This is a genomic window from Jejudonia soesokkakensis (assembly GCF_042664795.1).
GTDB classification, from domain to species: Bacteria; Bacteroidota; Bacteroidia; order Flavobacteriales; family Flavobacteriaceae; genus Jejudonia; species Jejudonia soesokkakensis.
Genome location: NZ_JBHTBN010000001.1, coordinates 654,281 through 670,299, shown reverse-complemented (window position 1 = coordinate 670,299; position 16,019 = coordinate 654,281). Strand labels below are relative to the sequence as shown.

At 36.6% G+C, this 16,019-nt stretch carries 16 protein-coding genes; 11 read left to right on the top strand and 5 right to left on the bottom strand.

Annotated elements, in window-relative coordinates; all coding sequences use genetic code 11:
* Positions 1-12 precede the first annotated feature (12 nt).
* From mreC to ACFQO1_RS03005, 6 genes are all read left to right on the top strand, one after another.
* A complete protein-coding gene (gene mreC / locus ACFQO1_RS03030; protein WP_380216495.1) occupies positions 13-843 on the top strand; it encodes a rod shape-determining protein MreC in 831 nt (276 codons plus the stop codon).
* Positions 833-1,339 carry a rod shape-determining protein MreD gene (locus tag ACFQO1_RS03025; protein WP_380216494.1) on the top strand — a complete coding sequence of 169 codons (507 nt, stop codon included), beginning with the start codon at positions 833-835 and terminating at the stop codon, positions 1,337-1,339. Before mreC ends, ACFQO1_RS03025 begins: the two co-directional genes overlap by 11 nt.
* Positions 1,340-1,355: 16 nt before the next feature.
* Positions 1,356-3,278, top strand: coding sequence for a penicillin-binding protein 2 (mrdA, locus tag ACFQO1_RS03020; protein ID WP_380216493.1), 1,923 nt, complete (start codon positions 1,356-1,358; stop codon positions 3,276-3,278).
* An 8-nt stretch (positions 3,279-3,286) separates the two neighbouring features.
* Positions 3,287-4,543: a rod shape-determining protein RodA gene (rodA, locus tag ACFQO1_RS03015; protein WP_380216492.1), complete on the top strand. Its 1,257-nt coding sequence runs from the start codon at positions 3,287-3,289 to the stop codon at positions 4,541-4,543.
* 376 nt (positions 4,544-4,919) lie between these two features.
* The gene (locus tag ACFQO1_RS03010) at positions 4,920-5,363 is read left to right on the top strand and encodes a hypothetical protein (RefSeq protein WP_380216491.1); all 444 of its coding nucleotides are present in this window, start codon (positions 4,920-4,922) and stop codon (positions 5,361-5,363) included.
* Positions 5,360-5,560 carry a helix-turn-helix transcriptional regulator gene (locus ACFQO1_RS03005; RefSeq protein ID WP_380216490.1) on the top strand — a complete coding sequence of 67 codons (201 nt, stop codon included), beginning with the start codon at positions 5,360-5,362 and terminating at the stop codon, positions 5,558-5,560. Before ACFQO1_RS03010 ends, ACFQO1_RS03005 begins: the two co-directional genes overlap by 4 nt.
* Before the next feature lie 29 nt (positions 5,561-5,589).
* Here the strand turns inward: ACFQO1_RS03005 and ACFQO1_RS03000 are convergent, their stop codons facing one another.
* Genes ACFQO1_RS03000 through ACFQO1_RS02990 form a run of 3 tightly spaced genes read right to left on the bottom strand, consistent with a single transcriptional unit; the run spans position 5,590 to position 9,740 of the window.
* Complete coding sequence (locus ACFQO1_RS03000; RefSeq protein ID WP_380216489.1) at positions 5,590-6,402, bottom strand: DNA/RNA non-specific endonuclease; 813 nt, start codon at positions 6,400-6,402, stop codon at positions 5,590-5,592.
* Between the two features lie 8 nt (positions 6,403-6,410).
* Positions 6,411-7,514, bottom strand: a complete 1,104-nt coding sequence (locus tag ACFQO1_RS02995) for an ABC transporter permease (RefSeq protein WP_380216488.1) — start codon at positions 7,512-7,514, stop codon at positions 6,411-6,413.
* 57 nt (positions 7,515-7,571) lie between these two features.
* On the bottom strand, positions 7,572-9,740 hold the full coding sequence (locus ACFQO1_RS02990; RefSeq protein WP_380216487.1) for a carboxy terminal-processing peptidase: 2,169 nt from the start codon (positions 9,738-9,740) through the stop codon (positions 7,572-7,574).
* 250 nt (positions 9,741-9,990) lie between these two features.
* Here ACFQO1_RS02990 and surE point away from each other — a divergent pair, with 250 nt between their 5' ends.
* The 5 genes from surE (at position 9,991) to ACFQO1_RS02965 (ending at position 14,926) form a co-directional block, all read left to right on the top strand.
* A complete protein-coding gene (surE, locus tag ACFQO1_RS02985) occupies positions 9,991-10,767 on the top strand; it encodes a 5'/3'-nucleotidase SurE (protein WP_380216486.1) in 777 nt (258 codons plus the stop codon).
* 3 nt (positions 10,768-10,770) lie between these two features.
* Positions 10,771-11,061, top strand: coding sequence for a hypothetical protein (locus tag ACFQO1_RS02980; RefSeq protein WP_380216485.1), 291 nt, complete (start codon positions 10,771-10,773; stop codon positions 11,059-11,061).
* An 80-nt stretch (positions 11,062-11,141) separates the two neighbouring features.
* Positions 11,142-12,263, top strand: a complete 1,122-nt coding sequence (gene lpxB / locus ACFQO1_RS02975; RefSeq protein WP_380216484.1) for a lipid-A-disaccharide synthase — start codon at positions 11,142-11,144, stop codon at positions 12,261-12,263.
* Between the two features lie 7 nt (positions 12,264-12,270).
* Entirely contained in the window at positions 12,271-12,852 is a 582-nt protein-coding gene (locus ACFQO1_RS02970; protein WP_380216483.1) for a C40 family peptidase, read from the top strand.
* A 46-nt stretch (positions 12,853-12,898) separates the two neighbouring features.
* Positions 12,899-14,926, top strand: coding sequence for a ComEC/Rec2 family competence protein (locus ACFQO1_RS02965; protein WP_380216482.1), 2,028 nt, complete (start codon positions 12,899-12,901; stop codon positions 14,924-14,926).
* Between the two features lie 6 nt (positions 14,927-14,932).
* Here ACFQO1_RS02965 and ACFQO1_RS02960 read toward each other — a convergent pair whose 3' ends face one another.
* Both ACFQO1_RS02960 and ACFQO1_RS02955 read right to left on the bottom strand, forming a co-directional pair.
* Positions 14,933-15,469: a thioredoxin family protein gene (locus ACFQO1_RS02960; protein ID WP_380216481.1), complete on the bottom strand. Its 537-nt coding sequence runs from the start codon at positions 15,467-15,469 to the stop codon at positions 14,933-14,935.
* Entirely contained in the window at positions 15,470-16,015 is a 546-nt protein-coding gene (locus tag ACFQO1_RS02955) for a thioredoxin family protein (RefSeq protein WP_380216480.1), read from the bottom strand.
* Between the last annotated feature and the right edge of the window lie 4 nt (positions 16,016-16,019).

Genomic DNA, 16,019 nt, shown 5'->3' with positions numbered 1-16,019 from the left:
AAGAAAGAAGGCGTGCGACAGATTATATTTTTCTTTATTCGGAATAAGAATTTCCTGTTTTTTTTACTCCTTTTTTGTATTGCCTTAGTATTAACAGTACGTTCACACTCCTTTCATAAAAGCAAATTTGTAAGTTCGTCCAATTACGTTACGGGTGGTGTTTATTCATTTACAGATAATATTTCAGGTTATTTTGGACTTAAAACTGAAAATGAAAAACTTTTGGAAGAGAATCTTCGTCTTCGGAAATTGCTTCAGATTACCCTCAACCAAAAAGAGATTGACTCACTGGAAGAATCTGAGGTTACCTCACAATATCGATATGTCGCTGCCAAAGTAATCAACAATAACTATTCAAAAACAAAAAATAATATTACAGTAAAGAAAGGGAGTAAGGACAGTGTCAAATTAGACATGGGCGTGATTACTTCCAAAGGAATTATTGGCGTAGTAAACAGTGTTTCCAAAAACTATGCGACCATCCAATCGATACTAAATACTAATAGCTCTATAAACGCCAAACTAAAAAAAACAGAACATTTTGGATTTCTAGAATGGGACACTAAAAATCCAAATGTAGCGCAACTTATACAGATACCCAGATTGGCTCCTGTTCAAATTGGAGATACCATTACTACCGGAGGAAAATCTACTATTTTCCCAAAGGGTGTGTTAATTGGCACCGTTAAAGATTACACCTTAAAAGAAGACGATAGCTACTTGATTAATGTAGCGCTGTTCAATGACATGACGAATCTTAAAAATGTCTACATCATTGAAAACACCGATAAGGTAGAGATACAGCAACTTGAAGAAACCGTAGCCGAAGACGATGCAGAATAAAGAAATTTTTATAAACCTAGTACGATTCTTTGCATTGTTATTTCTGCAGGTCTTATTACTTAATAAGATCAATTTTTTAGGATATATCAATCCCTACCTCTACATTGTGTTTATCCTCATTTTTCCTTTAAGTGGAAATAAAGCTTTACTTATATTTCTAAGTTTTCTTTTAGGACTTTTTGTGGACATCTTTAGTGACTCTGGTGGGGTACATGCAGCTGCATCTGTTTTAATTGCCTATGTACGACCATTATTTTTAAAATTTGCTTTTGGCGTAAGTTATGAGTATAATATGGTGAAGTTAAATAAAACTCCATTAAGTGAACGCCTAGTATATATTAGTATGATGGTTTTTCTCCATCATATTGTTTTGTTTTCTTTAGAAATATTTAGCTTCTCGCATATATTAATTTTGCTGAAATCTACGTTATTTTCAGGTATCTTTAGCATAGTATTGATCTTATGTACATTAATGCTTTTCAGCAGAAAAAATTAGATAGGTTTAGATCGTTATGAGAAAATTTTTACTCCTTGGATTGGTTTTAGTTACTGGCGTTGTATTCGCTGGCAGACTATTCTATTTACAGGTGTATGATACATCATTTCAGCAACTTTCTGAAAATAATGCCGTAAAAACCATCTATGATTATCCGCAAAGAGGCTATATTTTTGACCGGAATGGAGACCTTTTGGTTAGTAACCAGCCTTCTTACGATGTAATGGTAATTCCGAGAGAAGTAAAAGAACTAGATACTTTAGAATTCAGTAAACTTCTGAAGCTTTCAAAAGAAGAATTAACTATCCGACTTAAAAAAGCCCGTGTCTATTCTCCTAGGCTTCCTTCGCCTATCATTCCGCAGTTAACAAAAGAAGAGTATGCTTACCTTTCTGAAAAAATGTTTAAATATGATGGTTTCTACATTCAGAAAAGATCGCTACGTGACTATCAGGTAGCTCATTCAGCAAATGTATTAGGATACATACGAGAAGTGGATGAACGCATTTTAGACAAAAACCCTTACTACCAAATGGGTGAAATTATTGGGATGCAGGGAGTGGAGGCACAATACGAAGAGGTGCTTCGGGGTGTGAAGGGCGTAAAGTATATTCAAAAAGATCGTTTTAACCGTGATATAGGTTCGTACAAGGAGGGTATTTTTGACACCCTGCCTGAACGTGGAAAAGATATTACGTTAACAATTGATGCAGCACTTCAAAAATACGGAGAAGAATTATTTGTAAATAAGAGAGGCGGCATCGTTGCTATAGAACCTGAAACCGGAGAAATTTTAGCATTGGTTACAGCTCCCTACTATGATCCAGAACTACTGGTAGGCCGAGAGCGCTCCAGTAATTTCACTAGATTATTTTACGACACCATCGCAAAGCCACTTTTTGATCGTGGTCTGCAAGGTGAGTATCCTCCTGGATCCCCATTTAAGACACTAACAGGTCTCATTGGTCTTCAGGAAGGTGTTATTGATACTAAAGAAAGAATATACTGTAATCATGGTTATGTGTATGGAAGAGGTGTAAAATTAGGCTGTCATAGCCACGCGACACCTTTGGCAATGGAAGGAGGGATTGCGAATTCCTGTAATGCATATTTCTGTACGGTATATCGTCGATCTATTGAAAAATTTGATACACCTCAATTAGGGATCGATAATTGGAACAAACATTTAAGTAGTTTTGGACTAGGAGAGTTTATGGGTTATGATCTTCCTAGTGGTCGACCGGGATTGATTCCAGACTCAGATTACTACAACAGGTATTACAATTATCCGAAATACAAATGGTACGCCACTGCAACTATCTCAAATGCTATTGGGCAAGGTGAAGTAAACCTCACTCCTATGCAGATGGCAAATTTTACTGCTACCATAGCAAACCGTGGTTGGTGGTACAGACCACACGTTATCAAGAAAATTGAGGATTCGGATACCATTCCGAGTATTTATGAAGAAAAACACATTACCACCATAGATAGAGAACATTTTGATGTTATTGTCGACGGGATGAATGATGTATTTAATTACGGAACGGCAGCTCATTTAAAAATTCCGGGGATTGAGATCTGTGGAAAAACAGGAACCGCCGAAAATTATACGAAGATTGACGGAAAGCGAGTCCAGCTTACAGACCATTCAACTTTTATCGCTTTTGCACCTAAAGAAAATCCTAAAATCGCTATTGCGGTTTTTGTAGAAAACGGATACTGGGGAGGTCGTTGGGCAGGACGAATTGCTAGCCTTATGATTGACAAATATATTAATGGAGAAGTAACCCGAAAAGATTTGGAAGACTATGTGCTAAAAGGAAGTTTAATGGATGAATATGAAAAACCGCTTCTTCAGAAACCATTTCCTATTAATGATGGGAAGAAAATTAGTGCAAAATTCTTAAATGAAAAGAAAGAAGCATTTAAAGACTAGCGTATAGCATGGCAGAAAGTAGAGGACTCTTAAAATTTGACTGGCTTACCATCTTGCTATATGTTGCATTGGTAGCTATAGGTTGGATGAATATTTACTCAGCCTCTCTTGATGAAACCTCAGAATACTTCTGGGATATGAATCAGATTTATACGCGACAATTTCTTTTTATACTATTAAGTGTACTTCTTATCATTTTTATACTTGCCATCGAATCCAAGTTCTATGAACGGTTTGCCAGTTTGATTTATATCATATCCTTGGTATCGCTATTGGGTTTGTTTGTATTAGGAAAAAACATTAATGGCGCGACCTCTTGGTATAGCTTCGGAAGCTTTGGTCTACAGCCTAGTGAATTTGCAAAAGCTGCCACAGCGTTGGCACTAGCAAAGTATTTAAGCGACATACAGACCAATGTAAGGGAATTTAATTATCAGCTTAGAGCCTTTTTAATTATAGTTTTGCCCGCATTATTTATTATTCCGCAGCCAGACCCAGGAAGTGCATTGATCTATGCTGCATTTATTTTTCCTTTGTATAGAGAAGGCTTACATTTTGTGTATTTGTTGTTAGGCTTTTTTGCTGCCGCCTTATTTATGTCTACGCTAGCCTTTGGATTTTTATGGGTAGCTCTAGCTGTACTCTTTGTAGCAGGGCTAATCTATTTAAATAACCGAAAAAAGAAGCCTAAACTCTCTCGATACATTATCATTTCTCTAGCATGTATTGGTTTTGCATTTTCAGTAAATTATATTTTTAATAATGTTTTTGAGCAGCGCCACAGAGATCGTTTTAATATTGTATTAGGAAAAGAAACCGACTCCAAAGGAATTGGTTACAATACCAATCAAAGTGAAATTGCTATTGGAAGTGGTGGCTGGACTGGAAAGGGTTGGACACAGGGCACTCAAACCAAAGGTAACTTTGTCCCCGAACAGCATACTGATTACATATTTAGTACCGTTGGAGAAGAATGGGGTTTTATAGGAGCGCTTGTGGTTGTCCTCTTATTCGTTTTTTTAATTATTCGATTATTGGTATTGGCCGAACGTCAAAAAACACAATTTGCACGAGTATATGGATATAGTGTAGCTGCAATTATTTTCTTACACTTTTTTGTGAATGTTGGGATGGTTACTGGTTTGTTTCCTACTGTTGGTATTCCATTACCCTTTTTTAGTTATGGAGGCTCAGGCCTCTGGGGCTTTACCATTCTTCTGTTTATATTTGTAAGGTTGGATGCCTCAAATTATTACTACACATAGCGGGGGTGGCGAGCAATCTACTTTTTTTGTACCTTTTTAAACAAAAAAATAGTGCGAAGCCGTTATCCTAAATCCCCATTTATTTTTGTAAGGTTGGATGCCTCAAATTATTACTACACATAGCGGGGGTGGCGAGCAATCTATTTTTTTTGTACCTTTTTAAACAAAAAAATAGTGCGAAGCCGTTATCCTAATTTTTAAATTCATAGTAGTAAGGGTAAAGTTTCAACTTACTACTTGAAAACATCGACAAGCAATCTACATTTCTTACATAAGCTAACTTACTATTCGTATTTAAAATAAAAATTTTGTCATTTCCAAAATGTAAAGTATATTTGTCATATAGGAAAAATTACTTTCCATTAAAAATCTTCTTATGACACTAAAACAAATATGCGAAACAGACAAAAAAGCTTTTGAAAAATTAAGAAATTTTCAAATGAATAATTCATTTAAAAAGGTAGGTTGGGCAATTGTTATTGTATCTGTTCTACTTGTGCTATCTGGTAAATTTTTTGAAGAACCTAATTGGTTTAGGACGCTATTTAGAAATTTAATTCTTATTGGATTTTTAGTAGTTTCATTTTCTAGAGAAAAAATTGAGGACGAAATGGTACGCCACCTTAGAGGGGTATCGTACAGACTAGCTTTTCTTTTGGGAGTTTTATATGCTATTATCCATCCGTACCTCGATTATTTGGTTGATTTACTTTTAAATATCGAAAATCCCAAGATTGAAGCGAGCTATTTTCAGATTTTCTTGTATATGTTTATGATACAAATCGCCTTCTTTGAAGTGATGAAAAAAAGAGGTGCATGAAAAATTCAATAAAAGTAGAGCGCGCAATTCTTAACTTAACACAAGAAGAATTGGCCAAAAAAATAGGCGTTTCCAGACAGACTATAAATTCAATTGAAGCCAATAGATATGTTCCTTCTACTGTATTAGCTTTAAAACTTTCAGCGATTTTTAATAAAGCTGTAAATGATTTTTTTAGTCTAAGTGATGACGATTAATAGGTAACTTAAGCTCCATTATTAAATTTCTATTTTCCCCAGGCTTTTGTATCACGCATCGCTTCTAGTTGATCTTCAACCGAATCTGGGAGTGAAGAGAAAAAATCAATACCAGAAACTTCTTCAATAGCATCAATCGTTGTTATATATTCATAAAATGAATCGTTCGTTTCACTATTTGGGATTAAAAAAGCAATCGCTTTATACCTTCCTTTTGTATGATCTATGATGATTTTATAAAACTGCTCAGGTACTGAAACTCTCTCCAAACCTATGGTTGGCAATCCATCCTTCAAAATTCCTCCAGTCACCACATACACACCGTTATATTTTCTTGCCCATCTTCTGGTCTGCTGTTCCAACTTGTTCCAGATTCCGCCATTGAAATCATTGTTCTGCGGACTTATATTACTGGTTAGAAATGTTTCGTGATACGCTTCAAAACTAAACCGCCTATCACCTGCCGGACATAAGTGCCCACGATCATATCCAGATCCTTTATAGCTTCGCCAGTGTGCAGATTTACTTTCAATTTTTCGGTCTTCTACAAAATCTGGGCGTTCAAATTCCTGTCGGGATAAATGTTCTTTCAGCAACGGATAAGCAACCCACTCTGCTTGTTCGTGTTGTTCAACGTATGACAATGTATAATATCCATGCTCAATCACAACTCCAGTTGTAGAGGTTGGCAGTAAATTTTCAGAGAATTCTTCCGAAGAACTCTTTACAGTTGGATTGGAAGTGTCTGGATAGGATTCAGTCTGTTTACTTGCATATTGCTCTGCGTAATACAGTCCCACAATGAGTGCAATCGTTAAAATAGGATAAAGATATTTTCTCATTTTATTTTCTAATTTCTCACATCCATGGCATCACGCAATGCATTTCCTATCAACATAAAAGCAGTTACCAAGCTCATTATTGCCAATCCAGGGATAATTGCGAGATAGGGTTTCCCTAAAATAATATATGCGTAATGATCTTTAATAATTCCTCCCCAACTTGGCATAGGCGGTTGCGCTCCTATCCCCAAAAAACTCAACCCGCTTTCTATTAAAATAGCTCCTGCAAAATTTGCAGCACTTATAATAATCACCGGAGCCATAATATTTGGCAAAATATGTCGTATGATGATTCGTGCGTCTTTAAATCCCAAAGCTCTTGCTGCGGTCACATACTGCATCTCTTTAACACCCAATACCTGTCCACGAACCACACGCGCAACTTCCACCCACATTGTTAATCCTACAGCTATAAATACCTGCCAGAAGCCTTTTCCTAAAGCCAGTGTGATGGCAATAACGAGGAGTAAGGTTGGAATGGACCAAGTTACATTAATAATCCACATAATAACAGCATCTACTTTTCCACCATAATACCCTCCTATGGCTCCCATCGTGATTCCAATGAGCAATGAAATAAACACCGCTATAAATCCAATAGCAAGTGAAATACGAATTCCTATAAGCATTCTACTTAACAGGTCACGACCATATTTGTCTGTTCCCAGCAGGAATTTTTTATCTGAAATATATTTTTCTTGGATTTCCGCTACGGAAGCTGCTTCAGGAAATAGCGATAGTTCATATTCTTTTTCTAACCCTTCAGTCCTATCTTCGGAATATTCTGTAATTACAATTCCGTTTTCTGAAGTTGTAAATGAAGCTATTGGAATTTCACTCGCAGTTGTTTTCTTTCCGAAGAAAAAAACCGAAACAGGATTCTGTGCCTCAACATTTGAAGGTATCGTTAACATAGGCACCGTAAATCCCGGAGATTTGGAATGAACAGACAAGTGCATCTGATTGGCATTTTCGCTATTGTCTGGGGCAATGGCATAGGCGAATATCGCGACGAATACACAAAGCACCAAAAAGCAAAAACTAAAAACGCCCCAAAAGTTCTTTTTAAACTTTTGGAGCGCTATAGCTGTTAAAGAGGTTGCCTTTTTCACACTGTAAAAATATGTAATTACAGCCTAATTGAACCGAAAGCCTTTCAGAAAAAAGACTTAGTTCTTAATATTAGCAACTTTTTCGGTTTTAATATTATTGATCTTTAAATCCTCAAGCACATTGACTGCTTCTTCCACATAAATATCCTTCGCTAGATTTTCATGCCATCTTTTGCGTTTTTCACGCAACACAGTATCCTGACGCATCAATTCAATTTCACTTGATAAGGATTTTAGACTTAGCTTATTGTCATAATTATCAATCGCCTTATACTTCTGGGTTTGGGATTTACGCTCTTCAATTTCATCAATATATTCATCCAGATTCAATGTAACTTCAAGCTCTTCTCTTCGCTCCTTGATCCACTTTGCATTTTCGTCGATCAACGCTAATTGTTCGCTTTTTGCCATACGCTCCTGGCTATTTTGAATGGCTTTGTCAAAATCCACATATCCGTCCCAGATTTTATAGTTAGCTGGAGCAATTTTATCATAAGGTAAAGGATTATCATAATCTCTTTCTCCAACGTCAATATACGCATACCTATCTGGCATCACTACATCACTTTTTACTCCTTCTAATTGTGTAGAACCACCATTAATTCGATAAAACTTTTGAGTCGTAAGCTTTAGAGCTCCCATATCTCCCATATCGTTTTGACGAACATACTGGTTTAAATCCAATAATCGTTGAACCGTACCCTTTCCATAGGATTGTTCACTACCAATAATAATGGCACGCTTATAGTCTTGCATCGCAGCTGCCAGAATTTCGGACGCTGAGGCAGATAGACCGTTTACTAGAATAACTAAAGGACCGTCCCAAACAATTTCAGGATCTACATCTTTTAAGACCTCTTTATTATTTCCAGCACCGGCAACTTGTACCATAGGTCCTTCTTTTATAAAGAGCCCACCAATATCTACAGCGGTCTTTAAAGAGCCACCTCCATTATCACGAAGATCCAGCACTAAGCCTTCCATGCCTTCTTCTTTTAAGCGAAGTATTTCATTTCGTACATCGTTTGTTGCATTTTTCTTCTCAAAATCCTGCATATCGAAGTAAAACTGAGGCAAATGAATCAATCCGAATTTTCTTTCATCTTTATCTATAACCACTGCTTTAGCAAAAGTTTCTTCCAATTCTACAACATCTCTTGTAATCACCTCATCCTCAATAGATCCATCTACTCTTTTTATAGTCAAAGTAACTTTAGTACCCTTAGGCCCTTTAATAAGTTGAACGGCGTCATCTACACGCATTCCAACAATACTCACAGGATCTTTTTCATCTTCTTGTTTTACTTTTAAAATCGCATCTCCCACATTTAAATGTTCGCCTCTCCAAGCCGGACCACCACTAATAACTTCTACGATAGTGACATAGTCGTTTTTTTTCTGAAGTCGCGCTCCAATTCCCTCGAGCTTTCCAGACATTCGTAAATCGAAACGATCTCTGTCTGGCGGTGCGAAATAATTAGTATGCGGATCAAAGCCTTCTACAAAAGTGGTTAGGAAAATAGCAAAATAATCTTCCCGGTTTAGGTCTTTATTAAAATCAAAAAATTCTTTTAAAGAGGTTCGTACCTGATCTCTGGCCTTCTCCTCCATTTCTGTCATAGAGAGTTTTGCATTTTCAGTTTCCTCATAAGTTTCCCCATTTTCTAAAGCTTCGGCTTTTGCTTTTTCTGAGGTTTTCTTTTCTTCTACAAGATCATAATAATTTGATATGGTAGAAAACTTTAATTGTTGTCTCCAGCGTTCTTGTAGTTCTTTTTCTGAAGTGGCATACGCCAGATTATCATAATCAACATTGATTTTTTCTTTCACGGTAAAATCAAATGGATCTGCAAGCACTACTTGGTACCTTGCCTTTGCCTGCTCCATTCGTTCGGCAAGCCGTTCGTTTACTAAATCGAAAAAAGTTAAGTCTTTCGCTTTTATTTGGTCGTCAATTTCAAGTCGGTATTTTTCAAATTCAGCAATGTCTGAAGCTAAGAAATATCGTTTAAGAGGATCTAGACTCTCGATAAATCTGTCATAAACACTCGCAGAAAAGGTATCATCAACTGTAGCAAGTTCGTAATGACCGCGATTTAAAACATAGGTTATCAGGTCTATTAAAAGTTTGTCTTTGTCGGGGTCATCAAATTTTTTGGTGGTAAAACTGCAAGAAGCTGCCGCAACAAAAACGGCAAGAAGTAATACTTTTAAATTCTTTTTCATCACATTCATACTCTCTAAATATTTTTAAGATGTCTAAATTATATAAAAAACCGTGCCAAGCAGTAACAATGATACTAAATCTTTGTTAAACAAAAGAAGCTTGAGTATCAGTTATTCCACCACTTTCTTTAGACACCTATAAGACGAGCTTACTAAAAATTTATTACAACTACTTACTGGTTCTCAGAAATAAAAAAACGATGCTTCAATACTGGTAATAAACTGTATTTTTGCATTAAAATTTACCAGTATGTCAAAAAAAAAGCCACTTATTTTAGTAACGAATGATGATGGAATTACCGCTCCGGGAATTCGTACGCTGATTGAAGTCATGAATACTATTGGCGATGTCGTAGTCGTCGCTCCAGACGCTCCCCAGAGCGCTATGGGACATGCTATTACCATCAATGACACATTGTATTGCAATAAGGTTACTGTAAATGAAGAGGAACCTCAAACTGAATATAGTTGTAGCGGAACCCCTGTAGATTGCGTAAAACTTGCTGTCAATGAAATTTTAAAACGAAAACCAGACCTGTGCGTTAGCGGCATAAACCACGGTAGCAATTCTTCGATTAACGTAATTTATAGTGGCACCATGAGCGCTGCCGTAGAAGCTGGAACGATTGGAATTCCTTCTATCGGATTTTCTTTATTGGACTACTCCTTGGAAGCCGATTTTGAACCTGCAAAAAAATACGTCAAATTAATGGTAGAACAATGTCTGGAACAGGGATTACCAAAAGGCGTTGTGCTTAACGTCAACATACCTAAACTCCCTGAAAGTAACATAAAAGGTATTAAAGTGTGTCGGCAGGCAGATGCCCATTGGGAAGAAACATTCGACAAACGTAAGAGTCCGTTAGGGAAAGACTACTATTGGTTGACCGGTGAATTTATCAATAAAGATAAAGGAGAAGATACAGACGAATGGGCGCTGGAAAATGGCTATGTTTCGGTAGTTCCTGTTCAGTTTGACCTTACAGCACATCATGCTATTAAAGATATTAACTCTTGGAAGTTATAACCTATGAATAAAAAAATTGCACTTAATATTTTTATAGGATTCTGTGTTGGGATCATTGCAAACTTTACGGGTAGTTTTCTCTACCTTCAGCTATTTTCAAAACATCCGTTAGAAGAAAGTATTACAATAGCGCTACAAGAGGACGTTTTTGGAAATATTATCGCATTAGGAGCTGTTTTAAATCTTGCTGCATTTTTTATACTGCTGAAGAAGAAGCGCTTCTATCGTGCACGTGGGGTGATACTGGCGACCATCGTAGCTGCAATTCTTATTCTGGTCTCAAAATTTTATTAATTCTTTCAGAAAATATTTCAGCAAAAAAGGAGTGTGCACTCCTCAAGGATTCGTGTATCTTTATCATATAAATTTATAGGGTGAAATATTATATCATAGCAGGAGAAGCTTCTGGCGATTTACATGGCGCCAATTTGATGAAAGCACTTCGCCGTAAAGATCCTGAAGCCACTTTCAGGTTTTGGGGAGGGGATCTTATGCAGGAAATTGGAGGAAACCCCGTTAAGCATTATAAGGAGCTAGCTTTTATGGGATTTGTCGAAGTGCTCTTTAATCTGCGTACCATTCTAAAGAATATTTCATTCTGTAAAAAAGACATTGAAGCCTTTACACCAGACGCCATCATTTTTATTGATTACCCTGGCTTTAATCTTCGTATTGCCAAATGGGCAAAGAAGAAAGGAATACTTACACAATATTATATTTCTCCACAGATCTGGGCATGGAAGGAAAATCGGATTAAGGATATAAAAAGAGATGTAGATGACATGTATGTAATCCTTCCGTTTGAAAAAGATTTTTATGAAAAGAAGCACAATTTCCCTGTTCATTTTGTAGGACACCCATTAATCGATGCAATTTACGAACGCGAACAAGTACTCCCTGAAATTTTTAAACAAGAAAACCATTTGGACGACAGACCTGTGATTGCCTTGCTTCCGGGAAGTAGGAAACAGGAAATCTCTAAAATGCTTACGGTGATGCTTTCGGTAGTTGACACCTATCCCGAGTATCAGTTTGTTATTGCTGGGGCTCCAAGCCAGGAGGCTTCATTTTATGCACCATATATTAAAAAACAAAATGTTCATTTATTATTAAACAAAACCTACGATCTGTTAAGTATTTCGAATGCTGCTCTGGTTACTTCGGGGACCGCAACACTGGAAACCGCACTCTTTAAAGTACCACAGGTAGTCTGCTATAAAGGAAGCTCTATTTCGTACCAAATTGCAAAAAGAGTTATCAATCTTGATTATATTTCACTGGTAAATTTAATACTGGATAAACCTGCTGTGACTGAGTTGATACAATCTGATTTCAATTCTCAACGTTTAAAAGAAGAGCTCACTAATATTCTTGATGAATACAAACGAGCAACTTTGTTTTTAGACTATTACGATTTGGAACAGAAATTAGGTGGTAAAGGAGCGAGTGAAAAGACAGCAGCGCTCATTTTTGATAGCACCCAAAAAAACAAATAACTATTGTATGAAAAAAACATTCCTACTTATCCTTTTAGCTTTCGCAATCGCCTCCTGCGGAAGTTCAAAAAAAACAACTAAAACCATTGTAGTTACTAAAGAAGGAACTCCCAATAGGACTAAAAAAGTAGAACAAAAAAAGAAAGATGATATAATCATTGTCACCACTACCGAAGCAGACGAGGTCATTACTGCAGAAACCAATACCAAACTACTTAAAAAGATCATCAAAAATGCCGAAACCTTTGAAGGTACTCCTTACAAATTTGGCGGTACCACAGATCAAGGGATGGATTGCAGCGGACTTGTATTTACTGCCTTTCAACAGGAAAATGTAATTTTACCAAGAATCTCTAGAGAAATGGCTACACGAGGCGTCGAAATACAACTATCTGAAGCCGAAGAAGGAGATCTGGTATTCTTTAAGACTAGCAGCAGAAACAGAATTAACCATGTAGGCATTGTCACAAAAATTAAAGATGACATTATCTACTTTATTCATTCTACCACCTCGCGCGGAGTGATTACTTCATCCATGCTCGAAAATTATTGGAAGAAAGCTTTTGTAGGGATTCGCCGCGTCATTTAAAAACTGTATCTTTATAGAAACTCCCCAGTCAATTAATTGAATTGACATGAAGTTTATCAATTTTACGATGGTATCTTTTGCCATCTGTTTTGCATTGGGCATAGTAACAGCTCATGTTTTCCCTAGCTCCCTTTCTCTGGTTCTCTATATTTTTCTTAGCTTGTTCTGCCTACTGTTCTTTTTTTGGAGGCTTAATCGCAATCAGTTGTTTCCTTCTGTTTTCTTCGGAATTCTTACTTATTGTAGTATGATTCTTTTAGGATATGGTAATTATATCATTCGGTTGCCGGCATCGCAACCCAATCATTTTACTACAATCCTTTCTGAAAATTCCCCACAAATCCTTCAGCTAAAGATCACTGAAATTCTAAAACCAGATCGCTTTACTAATAAATATATCACTGAGGTTGAGGCCGTACATTCTGAAAGTTCTTCGGGCAATCTCCTACTCAACATTCAAAAAGATAGTCTTTCAGAAAAAATATCGATTGACAATGTGTTACTCATTGCTGAAGCACCTCAAATCATTCCGAAGCCATTAAATCCGAACCAATTTGATTATTCCAGATACATGAAAACTTTGGAGGTATACCACCAAATTAGAACAAAATCGGCTTATATCATCCATAAAACGAAAGGCTCGCCCTCCTTGAGAGGTCGTGCAGAACGTGCAAGAGAATACATTCTTCAGAAACTAAAAAAAACACCGTTAACCCTTGATGAACGCGCCATTTTACAAGCCTTAGTTCTGGGGCAGCGTCGGGATATTAATTCAGATCTCTATGCCGATTATGCCGCAGCAGGAGCTATCCATATATTGGCCGTCTCTGGACTTCACGTAGGGATCTTGTATTTTATACTGCTATTTCTTTTAAAACCATTTCACTATGTTAAGAATGGAAAAATTATTCAAAGTGTACTTATCGTACTATTGCTTTGGATCTTCGCGTTTGTAACTGGGTTGTCTCCTAGTGTGACCCGAGCTGTAACTATGTTTTCTTTGTTTGCTTTGGCAAATACTTTACAAAGAGAAACCTCTTCTATTAACACGCTCTTTATTTCGTTCTTTATTTTGTTACTCTACAACCCAAATTGGTTGTTTCATGTAGGGTTTCAACTTAGTTATTTGGCTGTGTTCTCAATTCTTTGGATACAACCCAAACTGAATAGTTATTGGAGCCCTAAGAACTATTTCTTGCGCCTCTTTTGGGGCATTTTTACCGTTACCCTTGCGGCTCAATTAGGGATCCTACCGCTTAGCTTGTATTATTTTCATCAATTTCCAGGCTTGTTTTTTATTACGAATCTTGTCGTCCTACCTGTGTTGGGAATCCTATTAGGAGGCGGATTATTAGTAGTTATTTTAGCGGCTTTCGCGGTATTACCTGATTGGCTGGCACGTTCTTTCAATTGGTGTATTAGTCAGCTCAACACATTTATTAGATGGGTTGCACATCAAGATTCCTATTTATTTACAGACATTCCCTTCTCGGGATATAAAGTACTGGCAAGTTATGTAGTATTGGTTACGATCGTAGTATTTTGGAAACACGCTAGCTTCAGGCGAGGGACATTTATTTTTGCTTCATTTATTTTATTATTAGGTGTTATTCTATATGATATTTCTGAAAGTGCTTCCGAAGAATTGGTGATTTTTCAGAAAAGCAGGCAAACCCTCATTGGACATAAGAATAATCATTTGCTTACGCTATTTATTTCAGATACGAATACTTTCCGAAGCGATACCTATCCTATATCATCCTATGCAACTTCAGAAGCAATAAAAAGAATTACTACGCAACAGTTTCCCAATGTGCTCATGTTCAGAAATAAAAAAATGCTTATTATCGATAGTCTTTCAGTGTATCCAAAGGCCGAATCTATAGAGTGGTTGGTTTTAACTCAAAGTCCGAAAATCCATCTTGAACGAGTTCTGGATAGTCTTCAACCCAGTTATATTATCGCAGACGGGAACAATTACACCTCCTATATAAAACGCTGGCGGGAAACTTGTGAAAAAAGAAAACTCCCTTTTCACCATACTGGTTCAAAGGGAGCCTATAGTATTGATTAAAATTGTTTAAAAAGTACCTTTAAATTTTTTCTGATAGTCGTTCCAAGCTTCAGCAGTAGTTATTTTCTTGTAATCATCACTAGCGATCATCTTAAGATAGATTTCAAGCTCCTGAGGTGTTCTATAACCCGCAATTGCCTGAATAAGATCTCCGTTGTCTTCAAAAAATACCAGACTAGGATAGCCTCTCACTTTTAGGGCGTGGGCAAACAAATGCTGAGAATTTCTCCCTTTTTTATCAGGAACATAATTAGGATTCGTATAAGTAAAATCCTGATAGGTGATTTCTTCGGTGCCTTCGGCATTAAATTTCACAGCATAAAAATGATCGTTTATATATTTGATAACATTCTTATTACTAAAAGTATTTTTATCTAGTAATTTACAGGGACCACACCAAGTAGTATAAGCATCCATAAAGATTTTTTTGGGTTCTTTTTTCTGTGCTGAGAGTGCATCTTCCATCGACATCCAGTTTATTTTCTGGGCAGTCATCGAAGCTGTAAGTGCTACAAAAAAGAGCAACATAAGATTTTTCATCATTTATTTAGTTTGAAAAGTAGGTTTAAAATTTTTGTAATATTCATTGAATTTTTCCTGAGAGTCAATGGTTTTGTAATCTCCCGAAGCATACATCTTTAAGTAAACTTCCAGCTGATTAGGTGTTAGATAACTTGCTACTTTATTAATAAGCTTTCCGTCACTTTCTATAAAAAGCATTGTTGGATAGGCACGTACACCCATAAAACGAGCAAATTGGTGCGGACTGTTTCGTGTACGTGTTCGTGCAGGATCAAAATTTGGATTCGTAAACTCTCTATCTCCAAGGGTGATTGACTCGTTTCCTTCTCCATTAAACTTCACAGCGTAAAAATGCTTATTGATATATGCCGCAACATCTGGGTTTGAAAAGGTATTTTTATCCAGCATTTTACAAGGACCACACCAATTGGTATACACATCAACAAATATCTTTTTGGGAGCCTTTTGTTGAGCAGCAATTGCTTCATTCATGGTCATCCAATTAATTTTCTGTGCCGAAACAGCAACAGAAATCAATAAGGTAAATAGTAAAAGTAGTTTCTTCATGATA